Raw genomic sequence first — 19,894 nt, forward strand, 5'->3', positions numbered from 1 at the left:
TGGCATAACTTTAGTCCCATCGTCATTCAACCACCTCGCTCAGTAAAATCCGTCGTCGTCTTCCGACGTCGGATCGGACACAGGTTCCAGAAAGAAACTGTAGAAGGACGGCAAAGCAGCGTCGTCCGCGGGCACGCTAACCTCGATCGCCCCGCCGCCGGATGGCAGCAGCCTCCCTGTTCGCAACTGACCATTGGCACTCACCAGGATGCCGACAGGCAGCCAACGCGCAGTGATGCTGCAGCGCTGATCGCTGCTCAACATGTAGGCGGGAGAAAACAAGGACGGAGCCAACAACTGTTCCTGGTTGGCATCATTGCGGCCGAGGAAGGCACGCGGTCGTGACAGTTGGAGCAAGACCCAGACGGCTCCTGCCAGCGCCAATGCGCCCAATACAATCCCCAGCAACAAAGGGCGCAGGGGATAACGGACATGCATTTCCACATCGATAGTCAGGGCATCCTGCGTCAATGCGTCGGTGCGCACGGAACCTCGAACCAGCTCTGTCAAGCGGTAGATACGCGATTGGATCGCCCGTTCCGGCTGGCGCAGATCACCAGGCGGCCCATCATAGCTCCAACCGACAGACAGTCCGTCTACAAGCCAAAGCTTGTTGCGTTCCACGCTGTAGCGGATGTTCAGCTTGCCCTTGACCGTTGTTTCATTCGCCATGGCCAGTTGCAACATGTCTGGATAGGACAGGTCGATGACATGGAAGGGCTGTACGGAGAAATCGATGCGGAACTTACGGCCTTCGGGTCCAAGGTCACTCTGTCTCGGAGTCACCTCCGCCTTGATCAGCCCCTCATTAACCAGTTTGGTGTGACCATCCAGCGATAGCCGCGCGTCAACTTGCGCATCCTTCAGAACGAAATTTTCGCCAGGTCGCACAGTGGCATCGAAACCGAAAGCGATCGTGTCACCAACCCCAAAATCACGAATTTCCAAACGGGTTTTACTATCCGTATCTGTAAGTAAGCGTACGGTGGCGCGTTCCTGCTTGACCAGATCCAGGATTACCTGACTGGTAGAACCAGCAATGTCGAACGGCGTGATGGGCAGCCACACATGCTCCACTCCCCGTCCAGGTTCTGCCCGCAAGTTCTGAAGAATGCTGCGCGCTGAAGCCTCCAAGGCCAGGACAGAGTCCCTGACAGTCGCATTGTCATCCGCGGCCTTCACCAAAAGATAGACAGCAAGCGCCCTTTGCCCCTGATAGTCAGCAGCACCACCGTCAACCGGAGAATAAATTCTCCCATTGAACGGTAGGCGCAACGGGACCAACACCAGATGAGCAACAGATCCAGATTGAAGCTCCCGCTCCCATTCCAACTGACTGGAACTTGAACGCGTATTGCGGCTGTCGGCGACATTATCCGTTACGATGATAGCGGACTGCCCTGGCTTGGCGATATCCATCCAGGACTTGATTGCCTGCCCCAGGTCCGTTATCTGCGCATCCAACGGAAGGGATTTAAGATCAAAGTTGGCCCGGCGGAGATTTTCATCAAACACAAAGCGTCGGCCAGATGTCTTCTCCAATCCCGATAAAAATACCTTCCAAGGTAGACTAAAACGAAATCCGTCCATCGATCCAGAATTGTCAATCAGTACATCGAATTCTGGTTTGGCGACAACTGCCTGATCGGCAGTCGCGCCGCCAGTTAACAGCAATGCCACCATCAGGAACCCGGCTAGAAGCCGCCGCATCACTCCACCCCCCCCGTTTCAGACGCCACCGGCAACTCAAACATGCGAACCCGCATGCCACCTTTTGTTTCGGTTGCGTAGATCACGCAATTTCCGACCAGAAGCGGTGGAAAGTTGCTCTTTACCGAGCCAGACAGATGCCGCTGAACCTCGGGGCCTTGTGAGGCTGTGTCCTGCTTCCACAAAGACAGGGTTGCCTCTCGTCCGGTGTTGGCCGCGCCAATCCCGGACAAGCCCGACATAGTCAGAATCTGATCTCCAATACGCAGCGGAGGGACTGGTCTGACATCAATGTCCCGGATACGCCAAGCCGTAGTACCATCAGGCAGCAGACACTCAATCTGCCTCTCGTCACCGAGGATCAGCCCGCCCGTCGCTGTGTCGATGGCACTGAACGAACTGCGCCCGTTGATTTTGGCAAGCAAATTTGGGCGCCCGTCCGGTACAAGCGGAAGACAGGCAACACCGTGGCTTTCCACTATCGTGGGCAAGTAAAGGTGGGCCGCCGGCTTGGCCCCACCAACCTGCCGTGCGCCCAGGTGACTCAGCCGGTGGTGATTTAGGCGTTCACGCATAGTATCTGGCAACAACGTCCCGTCGGGAACGGTCAATACCGTATCCGGCGCTCCCGCTGGGTTATCATGCCAATGCAGAATGGTGACGCCGTCGGTCAGCCAGAACCCCCCACCCTCTATTACCCCCATGACAATTCCCGCTGTGGGGTTGAGGGCGTCAGTCAGCAGTGGCCCTTGCTGCCATCTCTCCAATCCAAATCCGCGAACCAACGAAATCCGTCCCGACTGACGCAGTGCAACAACAAACCGACCGCTGCAATCAACAACATGACCCACCACCTCGTGCTGATCAGGCATTGGCACCTCAACCAACGCACCGCCCTGCCGCAGGCTTGGTGAACAGAAGAGCTTGACAGCAGTCGCCCCCTTGGCTGCGAGCAGGAAGCCGCCCTTCCCAACGGCGGGAGCGGCCAACCAAGTATCTGGGGCGGGCAACTCGCCCAGCATCGGAACGCGCGCGCCTCCCTGGCCATGGGCAAGGATGTGAGATTCGATCAGATATAAAGTATGGGTGCGACTGTTGATCCGGTTCACGACGACAAGGACACCCGCATCCAAGGGATACCAAGCCAGGGCCTGCTCATCCCCCCCCAAACCGACCAACCGCTCCAGAAGGCGAGGTTCTCCACCTTCCAACGCCATAACGTTTTCGCGTAGATCGGCGGGCATTGGCGGAAGAACCACGCAAACATTCTTCAACGGCAGTCCGCAAGCCTGGCAGTAGCGGGCGGCCTGCCGACTTCGCGCACCACAGATCGTGCAAACTCGGGAATGGCCGCCACATTGCCGGCAGCGATTGCCGGCGCCAGCCGTCGGCTGGAATTTATGGTCTTCCTCATGCACGAATGGGCACGGCTCACCGCTCACAAACACCATCCAATTGTTCTTACGACATCATATTCAAATTGCTAGCATACATCGTTTGATTATAACATAATATTTTGAGATACAAATTGCGATTGACGGGGGTGAATACAAGTTAAATCGATCATATATGAATACAATTGAGTAAGAATATTCTTGAATTCTTTTGGTTATACGGGAATTCACTTGCAGGCAACGGGGCATCGGGAATGGTTCAAATCGAACAGGACGACCATCAGGTTGACTTCAACGTCTTTGATGAACAGGCGTATGAGAAAACTAGCAGGTATCAAGTTCACGTACGAAGACATCTCCACGTGTTGTATGCCACCATGGCCACACTCTTATGGATTTTTACTTCATACATACTCTTCAATCAAAATGCCGACACACCAACAACGTCGCCGGACGTTAGCAGTGTAGTTTCTACCTCCGCTGCGTCGGAAAAGACAAGAGATGGACCACAGGAAAAATCCCCCACAAACCCCATGAAATCAGAAAATAATTCAAAAAATGAAAATATATCTCCTACTAATGCCGTCAGTAAAAATATAGATACACCAAAATCAACAGACAAAGGTGTAAATTCGACGCATATTGTATTCACAGTCGTTATAATTATTGTAATTTTTCTTTCCTATCTTGTTGCTATGGATATGAAAAAGCATCGAGGGTGTATCCGTTGGTTGATGAGCATCCGTCACTCGACATTTCGAAATCCAAGTCGTGAGTCAGCTCTTCGCTTGGTTGAAAGCCTAGCGGGCAAGAAGGAAATTACCGCTGTTCCCTTGGTGGCGTATCAGATTCAGGCACTTGTGAACGCTTGTAAGTGTCACTTGAATGACGCTGATTCGTTCAGTCGCGCATTGACTGATATGCCGCGGGTCACCGGCCAACCGCGGCGCGACCGTTCCCTTCAGCAGTTGCTGGTCAATCTTCTGCTCGCCGTTGGGATTATCGGCACTTTCTATGGCCTGATTCAGTTTCTCTCTAATGAGCAATTCCAGTTGGTCCTATCCAACCCGACATCAATCACCGACGTCAGTCTGGTTTCGATCGCTACCAGCTTCCAGATAGCATTTGGGACATCCCTGCTTGCCTATGGGGTGCACTCGGGTGGCCGCTTCATGGTGGATATCCTGGAAGAGGATATGGAGGCCACTTGGTCCATCTATCATGAACAACTGCTGCTGCCCCTCATTCACGCATTTCCGCTTCGGACCGCTGAGACAAGGCTGAACTGGGACAAAGCGACGCGAGACTCGCTACGCGACATGGCCACCGCCATCTCGACGGCCAGTAACGAAATACGGCAGACCCGCAGCGAGTTCCAGAAGGGGTTCGCGACCTTGGATGAACAGGCCGCGGCGCTGACGAAAGCCGCCAATGCGACCGCATTGGCGGCAACCGCCGCTGGCGAAGCCGCAACCAGCGTGGCGAACAGCGCACAAGCCATAACAATGGAAAGCCAGGCAACCGGAGGCATCGTCAAGGAAGGTGCTGATATTTTCCGAACTGCGGCGACGGATCTGACAGGGATCGTCGACAAGATGGCGGGCACTCTTACCGGTGCCCGGGAAGAACTGGCGAAAGCATCCGCCGCCCTTGGCCAATCCGCGCTTGAAGCAGGCGAAGCCCTGGCAAGCAATCTGGTTAAGGCAGGGCAGTCCATGCAGAACACGATGACAGCGTCCACCGTACAATTGTCCGAAGCCACGGAGAATTTAAAGAGCGCCACGCAGACGGCCGGCAAAAGCTTCGAGACGATGCGCGAAACCCTGGATTCAATCGCCAGCCTGGCAGCCGCCCTGAATCAGTCGACCAGTCAGTCTGGTAGTCAGATTCGTGACGCTGTGACGTCCATCCGTGAGGACATGCGCAATGGTCTGATTGAAGAGAGAACGCTGATCGAAACACTGAACAACAGTTTAACCAATCAAGATCAAGTGTTGCGCGACGTTTGCGAGTCTCTCGAAAAGTTTCGCGAACTTGTCAATATTGCCATGAACCACGCAAGGGTTCCGTGATGGGCCGCCATATCTCAAACTCTGGTGAAATCGCCTTCGCCGATGTCTCCATGGCCATCTTTGGCCCTGTGTTGCTGCTGTTCGTCATTTATATGATCAAGGCGATGGTCGGCGGCGGAGAGGGGCACAAGCTCTGCAAGATCGCGGCGCCAGAAGCGGTGCCTGGGTTGGCTCAGGAGTTGAGCGCCTGGAAACACATGGAAGAGAGGCAAGAGAAGCAAGATCGGGAAAGGTTGGAAAGACTCTGTCCGCGTGAGTTGAAACAACAGAAACTGACGAAGCCCGATGCTTCTCCCCCCCCCATCGCTCTGTTCTGTCCATCAGATCAGAGCCGTGTTGCACAGTCGGCCGGGATGGAAATTGGATCTCTTCGTGATCTCGCAGGCCAGCGGCTTGACACTCTTAAGATGCTGGCGCGTTGCACTGCTGATGTCACGATACCAGGTCCCAGCGAAGTCCAGGTGTATTTCAAATTCGGCACCTCGCATCCGGTGCAGAGCAAAACTGATCAAAGGGAGCTAACAGACGAGGAATTCCAAGTCAGCATGGATGGACAGGCTGCCAGAATTAAGACTGCGATAAAAAATTCACCTGAATATAACCGGATAGAATTCATCGGCCATACGGATAGCACAAAAGTAAGAACAGACCGTGAATGCGTCTGTAAAGTCGAAGACACGCAATGCCAATGCTTCAAAGACAATTATGACCTGTCCTACCAGCGGGCAAAGCGGGTCATGCTGGCCGTGCGCAGCTTTCTTGAACGGGACGAGAAAATCAAGGAGCGGCTCAATTCGCTGGGAACGGACCGATTGCGGCTGGTCGCGATCGGGGTGGCAGACGATGAACAAAAGCAACGTCCTCCGCCTGATCGGGTCACAGAATCCGAAACTGAAAGAAGGGATCGCGACGCGAAGAATCGTCGAATTGAGATCGGCTATCTCAAGGATGAGCGCCTGCAGAAGGAAAACGAACAGTGACGGTACCTGCGCGGATGGGCTGGACCTTTCCCGGTGGCTTCGTCACCGTCGGGCATCCGGAGGATCATGAGCTCCCTGCCCATGGTCGGGTGGCACGGGCCTTTCAGTTGGGGGGCGCGCGCCACCCCGAGCATCCGCTCGTGGATCTCGGCCTATTCCGCCGATTATGTGCAGCGGGATTATGGGACGCGGCGATGCGGCGGCGCCCGGGTCAACTGCGTGACCCACAGCAGATACTCAAGCTTCTGCCGACCGGAGCCAATGATGCGACGGCGCTTACAGATTTGACCAAAGCAGAAGCGGTTGCCATTGCCGGCGCCTCAGGGGGGCGGCTGCCAGATGAGACCGAGATGGACCGGCTGCTTCGAGCCAGTAAGGACATCTTCAGCCGTTTACCAAGCGGAATACCGCTCTGGACGGCCTCTCTCTGGTCGGATTGGAGTTATCGACTAGTGGTTCCGGACCAGCATGCCTCCGGCTGGCGGGCATTGCCTGGCAGGCGCCTGCCAGATTTGCGGGCCAATGCCCCGGCCTGCCTGTTCATCGTTGGCTATCCGGTACTGCGAAGGCCAGCAGCAACCGACCAAACTGCCGGTTGCGTCGTTATCCGCGATTGGGAGGGGTGAAGCGATTGTCAGGCAAACATACCACGCCTCCAAAGTGCTCCGTCTGCCTGAGCACCTATGCGTCTGAGGTCTTGCAATGGCGCTGCCCGAAAGTCTGTCCTTCTCAAGGCAAGCGGCATAACCATGCCGATCCTTACGTTGCCAGCGATAGTGCATCGCTGATCCGGTGCCCAGATTGCCGTCGGAACCTGCTTTCCGAAGCCAATGTCGCTGGGTGCGGACACCCGCAGATGCAACCCATGGAGACCGAACACCGACAACACCGGCACGTCGTGCTTCTTGGCCTGGATCCACATCATCAGGGATGGCGGATGGAGGACAGGCGGGCGATCGCCACATTGATTGCCTCCCTGACCCATGATGAGCCGGCTTATGCACCTGGGCAAATGGAAACCTGGCTGCACTGGCGGCAGGCCCGACCTGATCTGGGGTGGGTTTCATTGAAGGACCGCCGCCCCATGTTCATGGCACGGCGGTCAGGTGCAGGCGACCGGCAGCTGTGTCTTCTGCACATATGGACCATTGACGATCCACCGGATGAGGATTGCGAGCACCGGGCGGTGTTGGGCCAAAGGCTGGCGCTGGCTGATGCCGTGGTCGTTCTGGTGCCAGCTCGTGTTCTGCTTGATCAGCAAAGCGGCGGCAGTGGCGGGTGGATAGAGGCGCTGGAAACGCTTGCCCGCGATATACAAGGTGGCGCGGCACTCTTTCTTTGCCTGACCGGGGCCGAGGCGCTGCTGTCCCTGCTTGATCCTTCGCCGGCAGTCGTTGCTGCCCACCTACCCACACCGGCGGCACGGTCAAGATGGCTTGAGCGCTGCGCCAGATTTGATCGCCTTGTCGGACTAAAGGCCCGATTCCGCGCTGTCCACTCGCTGATGATCGCCAGTCAGGACTTCGATGGCCTGACGGATCTGTCCACCTGGACCTCATGGGCTATTAAGGAGGAGAGTTTACATGTTGGCGGAAGCGCAACCTGACAGATTGGCCGCTGAGCATTGCCTGACGATGTTCAAGTATGTTCGCACCTTGATCTGGCGCGTGCATAGTCTGATCGTCTTCCGCAACCCGCCGCCTAAGCCAGAAGCACCGACAATGGCGGAACGCGACCTATTTCTGCTGAATGTTCCTGCCAACATACGTGAACTAAGTGCGTCTCGCTGGGCGATCTTTTTACTCACTTTCTCTTCCGCATTGACGGTTGCCGAAGACTCTAAAGGTGCCGGCTTCTGGATGCAATTCATTGACGCCGTCAGCAGCACCAGCGTTGAAATATCTCTTTTTATTTTGGGAATACTCCGATCAATTGCATTTATTCGCAACACTTCTCTAATTTTTATTCAATTAATTTTTACTATTGCAGCCGCTTTGATTACGAAATTATTGCAGATACCACATGAGCCGATCGCTCTTTTATTTATCATTTCCGCCTTTATGTCGATCGCCTTCTGGATCTCCGCATGGACAATCGATAAGCAATACTTATCGCCAACCGGCACTTTCTATTGGCTTGCAATACGACTTGTCTACGTATCGCAGTTCTGCATAATCATGCTCACAATCCCCTTGTTCCTCTGGTTGAACAAATTAGCTGGAACAATAGATAGTAGCACGGATAAGTCAAAACGCTGCTGTACCCCTGGATGCCCTAAGTATCAGTGGGAACTGGGGCGACAATGCAAGCCGTGCGAACAGGACGGGGTCACTTCCTATGTGCGCGTAGATCGCGCTATTGACCGGCCCTATGTCAGCATCTGCCCCGCCTGTTGCAGCAGTCATCATATCTGGCATGCCGGGAAGATGAAAGAGACGCTGCACCTCAGGAGGACAGAGTGCATCTGGTCGGATCAGGGCTGCACCCAGGATGAAGGGCATAAAGCCATCCAGATTGTCGGAACTGGCGGCGTCGATACTACACCTGTACTGCAATGGATCGTTGAGCAGGTGACAGAAGTCAAGAATTGGAAAAGGCCAGAAAAGTGGCCGTACAGGTTACCCCTTAAACTGGCAGGCCTTTCTACAACGCGCCCCCTCAAGCTGACCGTGTATGAATATAACAGCTCACAGACCTTGCTTCATGAAGACATTCCTGTGCTGTTGGTGCTGCCCAAACCTGGACTTCTTCAGGATTTTCCCAGCACCCCAATCAATATCGCTTTGGATGGCTTGGTCTTTGCCAGTAAGCGGCCCTTTATCTGGATATGGTGGCCGGACACCTATGGCCCCCCGCCTGGAACAGATAGGGTTGGCGTTGTCACCAATGCGATAGAGCTGAGCCGGGTATTGGACATACGGAGTATGACCGCCGCTGTCAGAACCGAGCGCAAGCTCGTGGAGGTCATGAAATGACCCAGATATCCAATGGTAGGTGGGTTGTCCGTGAGAATGGATTACTGGACGGGCTTTATGTAAAATGGCGGCGCCAGGGTGATGATCTGGGCTTGATGTTACTTGATTTCGCCGATCATCCACGGCGTACAACCCTTATTTCCATCGGCGACCAGTCCTTGATCGATGAGCCAAGGATAGAGATCGACCATACATTGGATCTGATGCTGAGCTACTATGGCAAGCTGGCCCATGATGAGGCTTGGCTCACCATACTGGGAGCTGAAATGCTGCCCATTCCCCTTGTATATTCCCGTCGGGAAGACCTGTTGGAGTTGCTTACACGGCTGCGTGGCCCTTTACGCACCCATTACGGACCCTGGTGGAGTGTAACGCAGGCGGCAGCCGATGTGCTGAAAGCAAGAGCGGGGTGGATCTTGCGGCACATAGTGTGGTGGGCTGCCGATGATCAGGCCCAGCCGACACCATGGGGTTGGCAAGAGACACCCGATAACGACTTGAATGCGTCAGAAGCCCCTCGTGGACAAAGGCTGGGCGGAGAAAAAGGCTGGCGGGCTTGCCTGTATCAGGAATTTCGAGGGCTACCAGTGCCTCGCCCTCAGGAACGTATGGTCATCACGCTTGATACACCCCGTGCCGCCGATATCCGCCTCACCGACGAAATGAAGAGAGCAGGCGGAACCGTAGAGCCATGGGCAACAGGTACACGCATCGTGCTTCCAGGCTGGAACCTGCAAATGATGCGTCCCGTGATACGCCTTGCCTACCTGCCGAACGCTGTCGATGTGGAGGCAGCAACATTGGACAAGGTCACGCGCCTGCTGCCGCTGGTCGATCCGTCAGGTCTCTGGTCGGGTTTGTCGGGGCCGCCCACAAGAGTTAGCACACAGGCCGCCGCGCAAATGCAAAAGCCACCTGCTCGGCGCAAACGCTGAACAAATGGGTTGATCGCGCAGAGGGCGAAGGTGCCCGACGGGCAGCAACCTTTACTGATACTATCCGGTCCGGCAAGCAATACGATCCGGGCGCAACTCGCAGTGGTCAGTTGTTCAAGAGCCAGAAGGCGATGCCACCGACCCCGAAAACGCTCACCAGAAACAGCAGGTGACATACACGCTTCATAGCAATCATTCTGGCGTTAAAAGTCCTTTAAGATGAAACTCCTCCGGCATCCCCGGGTGAGTTTCCGCCCTTCCCCACTCCGGTCCTGAACGGATGAGGTACACAATGTCTGACAGACATGATTGATCAACCGCCACACCCCCGGTCCGTACCGTCCCCTGCCGCACGGGCTAAGCGGGTGTTCATGCTCGGCGCGACCGGCACCATCGGTCAGGCAACGGTCCGGGCTCTGGTGGCACGCGGGCATGAAGTTATCTGCTTCATCCGACCACGCGCCGGTGTCGGCGGGAGGCTGACGCCAGAGGACAGCGCCCTCCTTCTGCCGGATGCCCATTTGCGCTATGGTGACGTGACGGACCCCGCATCTCTCAGGCGTGACGGGTTCCGTGGCGAGCATTTTGATGCGCTGATCTCATGCCTCGCTTCCCGCACGGGCACGCCGAAGGACGCCTGGGCCATAGACCATCAGGCGCATATACATGCACTCGTCGCAGCAAAGGAGGCCGGTGTTTCCCATATGGTTCTGCTCTCCGCCATCTGCGTGCAGAAGCCTCTTCTGGCGTTTCAGCAGGCGAAACTGGCTTTCGAAACGGCATTAATCGAATCCGGGCTCTCATACTCCATCGTGCGCGCCACCGCATTCTTCAAATCGCTGTCCGGCCAGATCGATCGGGTGAAAAGCGGCAAACCCTATTTGATATTCGGCGATGGGATGCTCACCGCCTGTAAACCGATCAGCGATGAAGATCTTGGGGCCTTTCTTGTCGAATGTCTCGATGATCCGGCGCGCCAGAACCATATCCTGCCGATCGGTGGTCCTGGCCCCGCATTAACGCCAAAGCAGCAGGGCGAGATGTTGTTCGCACTCCTGAAACGCCCACCCCGTTTCAGTCACGTGCCGGTGGGCCTGCTTGATGCCATTATCGCCGGGCTGGCCTTCGCGGGACGGTTCTCGCCCACCCTCGCGGACAAGGCGGAACTTGCCCGGATCGGACGCTATTACGCTACTCAATCAATGCTGGTTCTTGATCCCGCTACCGGATGCTACGACGAAGCCGCAACGCCTTCGACGGGGAAAGACACCCTGGGCGAGTTCTACGCACGCGTCATTTGCGGACAGGAACGCTCCGAACGCGGCGATCACGCCGTGTTCTGACATATGACCTTTATTTTAATCTACGCACATGCCCCTACTCTGGGTGGGGAGCCGCTTGACCTGCCCCAGCGGCACCGGAGGATTTGTTGTTCAATCATGTGCCTGCTTTTTGGCTGCATTCGAACTTACTTGGAAGGCCTTTTTGTTTCGCTCGGGGCAATCTGGCTGTAACAAGATTCATCTGAAATGGAGCATATCCGCCTCCCCTGCGATGGTCGGGGGCCCCGGGCTAAGCGGAGAAATGCATACCATCAGCTCAACCTTCTACCCGCCCCTTCCATACGGAGACCATCAAATCCAGTGACGGCGGAGTCTAGCGTAGATTTATGCCATATTCCATTTAATGAAATAGTTTGCTTTCAGATATACAATTATCTATACACGACGCCACGTTCAACACGAGGATATAGAAAATGACTACATTTATGACCAACCCGATGGTAATTAGCGATGTCAAGAGAGTAAATAGTTATACTACAGGAGACCAGTTGCAGCCGCGGGTTACCATCCTGAATGACGGCAGCTACGTCGTCGTCTGGTCCTCGTCTGCTCAGGACGGCTCTGGATACGGCGTTTATCATCAGCGATTCGATAGTCAGGGAAATATGGTAGGGTCGGAAACCCGAGTTAACACATATACGACCAGTGACCAGAACGACCCATCAATTACTTCTCTTTCAAATGGTGGCTATGTCATTAGTTGGACATCCACCGGAGAGGACGGGTCCGGTCAGGGGGTTTATGCACGCCGTTACAACGCCGATGGCACGGCAGTCGCAGCACCTTTCCGCGTTAACGTAACGACAACCAACGGTCAATTCGCTTCCGAAGTGGGTGCATTCAACAGCGGTGGCTTCATCGTGGCGTTCAGTCATGAGGCAACCGCTGGCACGGATTACAACATCTTTGCGCGTTCTTATAAGCCGGATGGCACCGCCTGGGGGAACCCCATACAACTCAACCAGTATACCTCTTCGTTCCAGACCAACGCTTCGGTGGTGGGGGGCGCGAATGGTCATTCGTTGGTCGTATGGCAATCAAACAATCAGGACGGGTCCGGCTACGGTATTTATGGCCGTTTTGTACTATTTACCAGCGGCGCGAGTGGAAGCGAATTCCGCATCAACTCTACAACAGCTAGCAATCAGGCCGGCCCCGTTTTGACGGCTTTGCCAAATGGGGATTACCTCGTCGTCTGGGTTTCCACCAATCAGGACGCGACCACCGGTCTTGGCATCTTCGGCCAGAGGGTGGATGCCAGCGGCAACCTTGTTGGTGGGGAGTTTCAGGTCAATACGTATGTCACGGGTGACCAGAACGGGCCCAGCGTTACCAATCTGGCAGATGGTGGCTGGTTGATCACCTGGCAGTCGCAGGGACAAGACGGGGATGGCCTTGGTCTTTATGGCCAACGCTATGACAGTACAGGCAACCGCGTTGGTGACGAATTCCAGCTTCATCAGTGGGTCGGGGGCGACCAGCGCAATGTTTCCGTCGATGCCAGGGCCGATGGCGGCTGGAATCTGGTCTGGCTGAATGAAGCCGCTGACGGGACATTCGATGTGCATATGCGCATTTTTGCACCGACGGACGCTGCGCCGACCTTGGTGGCAACCGATCAGAATGTGGGGGTGAACGGTCGGGTGGGCGCTACTGCGCTGTTCGATCTGGTGGATGACGTCGCTTCTGGTATCCGGCCTGCAGGAGATCACCCGGTTAGCAGCTATGAGTTCACTGACAATGCGGCTGGGGGCGGCTATTTCACGGTGAGTGGTGTGCAGCAGGCCAGCGGCACGCCGTTTACCGTCTCGACCGATCTGTTACACACGGTGCAATGGATTGCTGCGGCAGATGTTGCCACCGAGCAGGTGCAGATCCGCGCCTTTGACGGCGTGAACTGGAGCGCGCCCGTCACTGCGAATATTAACACGACGGCACCGGCCCTGGCCTTTGTGGAGACGGGCCTGCTGCGGGCCAACACCACGACAACGAATAATGAAACCAATCCCCAGGCCGTGGAACTGGACAACGGCACCATCGTTGTTGTCTGGCAGACCGCGGCTCAGGGCATTGTCGGACAGCGTTACAGCGCGGCGGGTGGCAAGCTGGGGTCGGAGTTTGTAATTTCCCCTTCATCTACGGGTTCCGTTATCAATCCCGCGATCGCCAGCATGGTGGACGGCGGCTTTGTCGTCTCATGGACAATCGGCGAGGGCGACACGTCCGGCAACGCAATCCATGCCCGGCGCTATGATGGCGACGGCAGTCCGATGGCGGCTGCGTTCCGCGTCAACACAACGACGGCGGGCGATCAGGAACTGTCCAGCATCACGGGCCTGTCCAACGGAGGGTACGCCGTTGCCTTTACCCACCGGGTGAGCACGACAGACTATGACGTCCATGTCCGTGTCTATGGCCCAGAAGGGGGGCGTGGCACCGACATCAAGGTGAACCAGTATAGTGGGTCATTTCAAACAAATGTCCGCGTGACGGCCGGAAGTAACGGCGACTTCCTGGTATCCTGGCAATCCTCCGGACAGGATGGCTCTGGCTATGGTGTCTATGGTCGGTTGATGTCTGCCGATGGCTACTTCCTGGGCTCGGAGTTCCAGATCAACCAGAACACGTCGGATAATCAGGTTGGCCCTGCCATCACCGCCCTGAAAGACGGCGGCTACCAAGTCATCTGGCTATCCCTCAATCAGGACGGCAGTAGTTATGGCGTCTATGGCATGCACCTTGACGGGAAAGGGCAACCTACGTCCGGAGAGAACCTGATCAACACCTACACCATTGGAAGTCAGTCCGGCGCCGAAGTGGTGGCTCTGGCAGATGGTGGCTGGCTGGTGGCATGGCACTCCGAGAATCAGGATGGGTCTGGCTACGGCATCTATGCGCAGCGCTTCGACATGAACGGCGCATCCGTTGGGACTGAATTCCGGATGAATAACCGCGTCGGCGGCGACCAGAAAGTTCCTGCGATTGCAGCGCGCACCGATGGCGGGTGGGTGGCTTTCTGGGATGATGTCGGCCTGGATGGCTATGGCAGCGGTATTTACGGCCGGTTCTGGGGGCATGCCGTGGATGCCCCTGTCTTGGTCGCAACCGATAAGACCGCCTTTGCGGGCAGCGACATTGCCGGTCTCGAACTGTTCGATGTCGCCATCGACGCTGCCACGGCAACGGTGCCGGGCGGCGAACACAAAATCGTTACTTATGAATTCACCGACAATAATGCAGGCGGTGGCCAGTTCTTGCTGCAGGGTGCCGGCCAAGCCAGCGGCACACCCTTTACGGTGTCTGCCTCACAGATGCCCTATCTGAAATGGGTGGTGGGATCAGGTGCAGAAACGGTTCAGGTCCGCGCTTTTGATGGTGAACGTTGGAGCGCACCGGTCGCTGTGACGATCAATGGCACCACCGCCCCGGAGGCATTTGCCGTCACTGGTGAAACCCGTGCCAATCCGGTTCACACTGGTGGTGACCCCGATGTCGCCGTCCTGAAAGACGGCAGCTATGTCTTCGTCTGGACATCCAATGATGAGGGCACGACGGTTAATGGCCCGACGAGGGGTGTCTATGCCCAGCGCTATGCGGCGGACGGGAGCAAACTGGGCGGTGAGTTCCGGGTAAATGCCAATTATGAAGGTGATCAGGATAGGCCCTCCATCGCCGCTTTGGAGGATGGAAGCTATTTTGTAACCTGGCATGGCAGCGGAAGCTGGGACCTATTTGGGCGCCGGTTCAGTGCTAATGGCACCGCGCTAACCGGAGACCTTAATATCGCACCGGGAGACTCTGCCTTCCAAAACAGATCCGAAGTGGCTGCGTTGTCCAATGGCGGCTATGTTTATGCTTTCGAAGACTATGACTACTCTGGACCAACCGGGTATGATATTGCTATTCGGGTTTTCAATGCCAATAATGTTGCCCAGAATCAATCGTACAAGCTCAATCAGTATCTGACGGGCAATCAAACATCCGTGGACGTTGCAGGGGGCATTGACGGCACCTCCTATGTCATCTGGCAATCCGCAGGCCAGGATGGATCTGGGGCGGGAATCTATGGTCGTCTTGTTGATCGTTTTGGGTCTCCTCTGACCAACGAAACCCATATCAGCGTTGGACGTACAGCAGGCGACCAAACGCTGCCGGCCATTTCAGCACTGGCGGGCGGCGGATATATCGCGGCTTGGTCCAGCCAAGGTTATGATGGTGCTGGCTATGGTGTTGTTCTCCGGTTCATCGACGCGGCGGGACAACTGATCGGCGATGAATTCATAGGCAACACATCCAACACCTATGATCAGCTGGAGGTGTCCGTGGCCGGTTTGGCCGATGGGGGCTTCATCGTGGGATGGGTCAACCATGGGGACGCGACAGCTGGCGGTTCGCCGAAAATGTTTGCTCAGCGGTTTGACAAGCTCGGCGCTAAGGTCGGTGCTGAGTTTCCGGTGTCCAATACTAATGGTGATGCCCAGGATTATCACCTTTCCATCGCCGCTCGTACTGATGGCGGATGGGTGACAGCGTGGCAAGCCTCGCCGTTAACCGATCCTGCTACATATACCTTTACCCGCGCTTGGGGTGATCCCAATGTCATGGTGAATGACTTTGTCGAACAGACGGGGACAGCGGGCGACGATGGTCTGAGCGGTACACCTTACCGTGATAAAATCAACGGCCTAGGCGGCAATGATGTGATCTATGGCCTGGGCAGCGATGACAGCCTGATCGGCGGCAATGGCGATGATTACCTGGATGGCGGCACGGGCAACGACACACTGGTTGGCGGTGCCGGCAATGACGTATTCAAGGTAGATAGTTTGTCAGATGTCGTGGTTGAAGCGGCAGGGGCTGGCAATGACACCGTCTATGCCGACATTTCCGGTGTGATCCTGGCGGCCAACATCGAGAACATGTTCTGGGTCGGCACCGGCAATTTTGAAGGCACTGGCAACAGTCAAGGCAACAGCATCCGGGGCGGTGCTGGCGACGATACGCTGAACGGTGGTGGTGGCGCGGACACACTGGTCGGCGGTGAAGGCAACGACACCTACATCGTGGACAATGCCAACGACCTGATAGAAGATTTCAGCGGTATTGATACTGTTCAAACGACGCTATCCAGCTACACCTTGGCCTATGGCCTGGAACACTTGGTCTATACGGGGTCGGGAAACTTCAATGGAAAGGGCAGTTTACTGGACGGCAGCGTGGTCGGTGGGGCGGGCAACGACACCTTGTCAGGTGAAGGTGGCACTGACACGCTTATCGGCGGTGCTGGCAACGATACTTACACTACCGACAGCACCGACGATCTTGTGATCGAATTGGCCGGAGGTGGCATAGATACACTGCGGACCCAGGCCAACACCTACGCACTATCCTCTTCGGCAGAGATTGAGAATCTGACCTTCATCGGTGCAGGCAATTTCACCGGCACGGGCAGCAATACAGCCAATTCTATCTCCGGCGGAACGGGCTCCGATACACTGGATGGCGCTGGCGGGGTCGATACGCTGGCTGGTGGGGCCGGCGATGATCATTATCTAGTTGATGATGTTGCCGATCTGATCGTCGAAGCATCAGGCGCAGGCACTGATCAGGTCATTGCCAGCGTTGCCGCCTATACCTTGTCGGCTAATGTGGAGAATCTGTCCTATAATGGAATGGCTGCTTTCGCCGGTACCGGCAATGCGCTGGCCAATCTGATCGACGGCGGCATCGGTGCTGACACACTCGATGGCGGCAGTGGTGCTGATACGCTGAACGGTGGGGCAGGTGATGATCTTTACATCATCGATAACGCCGGTGACGTTGCGGTGGAAGCTGCAGGTGGCGGGACGGACAGCGTTCACACGACCTTGGACGCCTATACGCTAGGGACCGACGTTGAGAACCTGACCTATACCGGCGGCGGCACCTTCACCGGTACCGGCAATGCGTCGGCCAACCTCATCACGGGTGGTACGGGCGCTGACACGCTGGCGGGTCTGGGCGGGATCGACACGCTTGAGGGTGGTGCGGGCGATGATCTCTATGATGTGGAGGAAACGGGCGACCAGGTGGTGGAACTGGCGGGCGGCGGCAATGACCATGTCCGGTCCAGCGCCACTGTCTATACGCTGTCGGCGGAGATCGAGACCCTGACCTTCACCGGCAGCGGCACTTTCACCGGCACCGGCAACGCCTTGGCCAATTCCATCAAGGGTGGGGCCGGCAATGACACTCTGGACGGGGCCGCCGGGGCTGACACGCTGGATGGCGGCGATGGCGACGACACCTATGCTGTCGATGATGCGGGCGACACCATCATCGACAGCGCCGGTACCGATACCGTCCGCAGCAGCCTTGCCGCCTACACATTGGGGGCAGGTCTGGAACATCTGGTGTTCAACGGGACCGGCGCCTTCGCGGGCACGGGCAATGCCGCGGGCAATTCCATCACCGGCGGGTCGGGCAGTGATACGCTGGATGGCGGGGCCGGGGCCGACACGCTGGCCGGTGGCACCGGCAATGATACCTATATCGTCGACGATGTCGGCGATGTGGTGGCAGATACCGGCGGCATCGACACGGTCCGCACGGCCCTGGCTAGCCATATTTTGGCAGCTAACATCGAGAATCTTGTCTTTACGGGTACGGGTGATTTCTCAGGCACCGGCAATGGCAGCGCCAATTCCATCACGGGCAGCACCGGCAATGACACGCTGGACGGTCTGGGCGGCAATGACACGCTGGATGGCGGTGTCGGGGCCGACAGCATGGCGGGTGGCCTGGGCAATGATACCTTCATCGTGGATGATGCCGGCGATGTCGTGGTGGAGGCGGCGGGCGGCGGCACCGATACGGTCCGCACCAGCCTTGCCTCCTATACGCTGGGCACCGATGTCGAACATCTGGTCTTCACCGGTACGGGGGCCTTCACCGGAACAGGCAATGGTGCCAACAACTCCATCACGGGCGGCACCGGCAACGACACGCTGGACGGTCTGGATGGGGATGACACGCTGTCGGGCGGGAATGGCAATGACAGCCTGACCGGCGGCAACGGCAATGACAATCTGACCGGGGGTACCGGTGCCGACACGATGGTCGGCGGGGCCGGCAACGATACCTACATTGTCGACAATATCGGCGATGTTGTGGTGGAACAGGCGGGCGAAGGCACCGACAGCGTGCAATCCTCGATTAACTTCACGCTGGCCAGCGTGCTGGAGAACCTTACTTTGACAGGCGGTGCCGCCATCAACGGCGTCGGCAATGATGGCGATAATCTGCTGACCGGCAATGGTGCCGCCAACAGCCTGGAGGGCGGTCTGGGCAATGACAGCCTGAATGGCGGTGGCGGTGCCGATACATTGGTGGGTGGGGCCGGTGACGATCTCTACACAATCGACAATGCCGGTGACATCATCACCGAACTAGCCGGGGAAGGCACGGACGGCGTACAGTCCTCCGTCACCTATACCTTGTCGGCACATGTGGAGAACCTGACCCTGACCGGTAGCGGCGCCGTCAATGCCACCGGCAATGATCTGGTCAACATCCTCACCGGCAACAGTGCCGCCAACCGGCTGGATGGCGGAACCGGGGCCGACACCATGGCTGGCGGCGCAGGCGATGATGTCTATGTCGTGGATGATGTGGGCGACACGATCACCGAGACAGTTGGGCAGGGCACCGACCGCTTGGAAACGGCGCTGGCTGCCTACACCCTGGGCATCAACCTGGAGCATCTGACCTACACGGGCAGCGGTGATTTCACCGGTACCGGCAACGCCGCCGCCAACAGCATCACCGGCGGCGCCGGCAATGACACGTTGGATGGCGGGGCTGGTGCCGACACCCTGGCCGGCGGGGCCGGTAACGACTTCTACATCATCGATGACAGTGCGGATGTCATCAGCGAAGGGGCCGGCAACGGCGTCGATACCGCCCAGGTCGCCGCCGCCAGCTACACCCTGTCGGCCAATGTCGAGGCCATGACCTTTACCGGCAGCGGTGATTTCACCGGTACCGGCAACGCCACCGCCAACAGCATCACCGGCGGCACCGGCAATGACACGTTGGACGGCGGGGCTGGTGCTGACACGCTGGCCGGCGGGGCCGGGGCGGATCGCTTTGTCGTCGATGACGGGGATATCGTCGCAGATTTCAGCTCCGCCGAAGCTGACAAGCTGGATCTGACCAGCTTGGATGCCGACAGCGGCACCGCCGGTATCCAGTCCTTTATCTGGATCGACACTACCGCCTTCTCCGGCGTGGCGGGTGAACTGCGCTGGGTTGTCGCGGGCAGTGACGTCAAGCTGCTGGCCGACCGGGACGGCGACGGCGATGCCGATCTGGAGGTCACACTTACGGGCGTGGCCAGCATCTCAAATGCCGAACTGGTACTCTGACTGTGACCGTGAGGGTGGGACACCGTTCCCACCCTCAAAAATCCACTTGAATGGCGCTGGGATTTCCGGCGCCAAAGGTT

At 57.0% G+C, this 19,894-nt stretch carries 10 protein-coding genes; 8 read left to right on the plus strand and 2 right to left on the minus strand.

The genetic code is table 11. The annotated features are described in order from the left end of the window. Positions 1-39: 39 nt before the first annotated feature. Both C0V82_RS19870 and C0V82_RS19875 read right to left on the minus strand, forming a co-directional pair. A complete protein-coding gene (locus C0V82_RS19870) occupies positions 40-1,683 on the minus strand; it encodes a hypothetical protein (protein ID WP_158660069.1) in 1,644 nt (547 codons plus the stop codon). A 26-nt stretch (positions 1,684-1,709) separates the two neighbouring features. Next, positions 1,710-2,984 carry a hypothetical protein gene (locus tag C0V82_RS19875; protein ID WP_158660070.1) on the minus strand — a complete coding sequence of 425 codons (1,275 nt, stop codon included), beginning with the start codon at positions 2,982-2,984 and terminating at the stop codon, positions 1,710-1,712. A 305-nt stretch (positions 2,985-3,289) separates the two neighbouring features. On the opposite strand from C0V82_RS19875, the gene C0V82_RS19880 reads away from it, so the two are divergent. The 8 genes from C0V82_RS19880 to C0V82_RS27820 all read left to right on the plus strand — a co-directional run bounded on the left by C0V82_RS19880 (position 3,290) and on the right by C0V82_RS27820 (position 19,814). Then, the gene (locus tag C0V82_RS19880; RefSeq protein WP_158660071.1) at positions 3,290-5,176 is read left to right on the plus strand and encodes a hypothetical protein; all 1,887 of its coding nucleotides are present in this window, start codon (positions 3,290-3,292) and stop codon (positions 5,174-5,176) included. After that, entirely contained in the window at positions 5,176-6,156 is a 981-nt protein-coding gene (locus tag C0V82_RS19885) for an OmpA family protein (protein ID WP_102114128.1), read from the plus strand. The genes C0V82_RS19880 and C0V82_RS19885 overlap by 1 nt, the downstream gene beginning before the upstream one ends. 194 nt (positions 6,157-6,350) lie before the next feature. Beyond that, entirely contained in the window at positions 6,351-6,782 is a 432-nt protein-coding gene (locus tag C0V82_RS19890; RefSeq protein WP_158660072.1) for a hypothetical protein, read from the plus strand. Between the two features lie 239 nt (positions 6,783-7,021). Then, complete coding sequence (locus C0V82_RS19900; RefSeq protein ID WP_158660073.1) at positions 7,022-7,762, plus strand: hypothetical protein; 741 nt, start codon at positions 7,022-7,024, stop codon at positions 7,760-7,762. Beyond that, positions 7,740-9,131, plus strand: coding sequence for a hypothetical protein (locus tag C0V82_RS19905; protein WP_102114132.1), 1,392 nt, complete (start codon positions 7,740-7,742; stop codon positions 9,129-9,131). The genes C0V82_RS19900 and C0V82_RS19905 overlap by 23 nt, the downstream gene beginning before the upstream one ends. Next, entirely contained in the window at positions 9,128-10,066 is a 939-nt protein-coding gene (locus tag C0V82_RS19910; RefSeq protein WP_102114133.1) for a hypothetical protein, read from the plus strand. Before C0V82_RS19905 ends, C0V82_RS19910 begins: the two co-directional genes overlap by 4 nt. Positions 10,067-10,437: 371 nt before the next feature. Then, complete coding sequence (locus C0V82_RS19915) at positions 10,438-11,409, plus strand: NAD(P)H-binding protein (protein WP_102114434.1); 972 nt, start codon at positions 10,438-10,440, stop codon at positions 11,407-11,409. A gap of 1,160 nt (positions 11,410-12,569) precedes the next feature. Continuing rightward, a complete protein-coding gene (locus tag C0V82_RS27820; protein ID WP_211100518.1) occupies positions 12,570-19,814 on the plus strand; it encodes a calcium-binding protein in 7,245 nt (2,414 codons plus the stop codon). Positions 19,815-19,894 lie beyond the last annotated feature (80 nt).

It is taken from the genome of Niveispirillum cyanobacteriorum, assembly GCF_002868735.1.
GTDB classification, from domain to species: Bacteria; Pseudomonadota; Alphaproteobacteria; order Azospirillales; family Azospirillaceae; genus Niveispirillum; species Niveispirillum cyanobacteriorum.

Bases quoted from the DNA above. Each gene is read 5' to 3' on its own strand.
- C0V82_RS19870 (WP_158660069.1), bottom strand. From the start codon at position 1,683: ATGGTGGCATTGCTGTTAACTGGCGGCGCGACTGCCGATCAGGCAGTT.
- C0V82_RS19885 (WP_102114128.1), top strand. From the start codon at position 5,176: ATGGGCCGCCATATCTCAAACTCTGGTGAAATCGCCTTCGCCGATGTC.
- C0V82_RS19890 (WP_158660072.1), top strand. From the start codon at position 6,351: ATGCGGCGGCGCCCGGGTCAACTGCGTGACCCACAGCAGATACTCAAG.
- C0V82_RS19900 (WP_158660073.1), top strand. From the start codon at position 7,022: ATGGAGACCGAACACCGACAACACCGGCACGTCGTGCTTCTTGGCCTG.
- C0V82_RS19905 (WP_102114132.1), top strand. From the start codon at position 7,740: ATGTTGGCGGAAGCGCAACCTGACAGATTGGCCGCTGAGCATTGCCTG.
- C0V82_RS19910 (WP_102114133.1), top strand. From the start codon at position 9,128: ATGACCCAGATATCCAATGGTAGGTGGGTTGTCCGTGAGAATGGATTA.
- C0V82_RS19915 (WP_102114434.1), top strand. From the start codon at position 10,438: ATGCTCGGCGCGACCGGCACCATCGGTCAGGCAACGGTCCGGGCTCTG.